Annotated in this window: 1 protein-coding gene; it reads right to left on the minus strand. The window is 64.7% G+C overall.

Translation table 11 applies throughout. The features are described 5' to 3' along the window. Window positions 1-411: 411 nt before the first annotated feature. On the minus strand, window positions 412-791 hold a 380-nt coding region (locus tag RFM98_RS31185), incomplete at its 5' end, for a Ulp1 family isopeptidase (protein ID WP_320312296.1).

The following is a 791-nucleotide window of genomic DNA, read 5'->3' on the forward strand; positions in this document are numbered from 1 at the left end:
AGAGGGCTGATCTTGCCCATGGGAACCTCCTGACTGAAAGGTGTTTTGTTGACACCCTCATCTTCTCAGTCGGGAGGCTCCTGTTAAACCGGGGCTCCAATCGCCGCGATCAGCGGCTTAGTCCAATCCGCATGCGCCGGCGGAGATCGCGGCAGGACGCAGTCGAGATCATCACTTCCGGCGCGAAGGAGGCACTCGCGGCGAGCCCGCCCATCTTCCCATTCGACAAGCCTGTCCGGCTGCGGTTGTGAAGCTGTCGGATCCGGCTGATGCCCCGCCCCTGTATGCCGCCCGTTGAACGATCCGCAGCCGGTTGCCTAAAACGTCGCTGTGACGGTCGTGGCACCGCTTAAATCGCCATCATCCGCTGGTCAACCAGGCCGGAGTGTCGGCGAGCCGTTGCAGCAAGCTTCATGGACCGAAGCGGATAAGCGGCCTGAGGCGGTCCAGCAAGGCCTGGCGGTCGGCGACGAGGGTGTCGAGGTGGAGCGGCCGGCCGGTGGGCGGTTCGGCTTCAGCCAGGCGTGCGGTCAGCGCCCGGGTGGCGTCGAGGACGAAGACGCCGCAATCATAGTTGTTGTCCTGCTGGGCCATCAGCACCGGCTTCAGGCGGGCGCCCAGCTTTGCGGCGAGCTCTTGTGCCAGCGCGCTGTTTTGGCCGCCTGAGGAGTCGTAATGAGAGGCGAGCGGCTGGGAGCCGCGCAGATCGACAAACAGCAGCGACCAGTGGGTGCCCTGCTCGCCAAGCGCGGCATTGTTGAGGGGAAGGAACACGAAGTCGGTCCTGGCGT

This window comes from Mesorhizobium australafricanum (assembly GCF_033977265.1).
Taxonomy (GTDB): domain Bacteria; phylum Pseudomonadota; class Alphaproteobacteria; order Rhizobiales; family Rhizobiaceae; genus Mesorhizobium; species Mesorhizobium australafricanum.